1 protein-coding gene is annotated in these 756 nt (G+C 60.6%); it reads left to right on the top strand.

The features are described from left to right. Positions 1-205 precede the first annotated feature (205 nt). Complete coding sequence (locus EN964_RS36140) at positions 206-676, top strand: MarR family winged helix-turn-helix transcriptional regulator (RefSeq protein ID WP_127266503.1); 471 nt, start codon at positions 206-208, stop codon at positions 674-676. Positions 677-756 lie beyond the last annotated feature (80 nt).

The raw sequence follows: 756 nt of genomic DNA, 5'->3' as shown, positions 1-756 counted from the left end.
CTCCATCACTTTGCTCGCGGCGAAAATTCCGGCTGGGAATTCGTTTGTCATCTAACTGAAATAAACATCTGGCATTAGCCACGGCGGACACCACAATGCTTGCCGGCAAAGCTGTTTGAAGCTCCGGAATCTTTTTCATCGTCGATTGCCAACCGGCCGGCTGCCTCTATGCTGCCCGCACCGGTACGGCCGAAGAGGGATGACCATGGCCAAGGCGGATAAGACTGCGACAATGAGCCGGCTGCATTCGGCGGCAAGGCTGGCAAGAACGGCGCTGGCGGCCCGGCTTCTGGCGCACGGCTTCTATGCCGGCCAGGATCAGATCATGCTGGCGCTCGACCGTGAGGACGGCCAGACGCCGGGCAATCTTGCCGGACGCCTCGGCGTGCGCCCGCCTACCATCACCAAGACAATCAACCGGCTGCAAGCCCAGGGTTTTCTGGAAAAACGCGCCTCCTCGGCCGACGCCCGTCAGGCGCATATTTTCCTCACCGATACCGGCCGCGATATCATCCACGCTATCGAGAAATCGGTGAAGAAGACCGAAAAGCAGGCGCTGAAGGGCCTCGACAAGAAGGACCAGAAGTCGCTGTTCAAACTGCTTGCCCGCATCGAGGCCAACCTCTCGAACGAGGAACTGGTGCTCATCGACGACGACGCCGAATCGGACGACTGACCGGTGGATTGTTGCGGCAGGCGATCAAGCCGCCGCGGCAGAGCCCTGGATCAGCGACGACCAGCGTCCCGGTGTCATGC

The sequence above is a fragment of the Mesorhizobium sp. M7A.F.Ca.CA.001.10.2.1 genome (assembly GCF_003998575.1).
In the GTDB taxonomy this organism is placed as follows: Bacteria; Pseudomonadota; Alphaproteobacteria; order Rhizobiales; family Rhizobiaceae; genus Mesorhizobium.
This window is presented reverse-complemented; position numbering and strand designations above follow the sequence as displayed.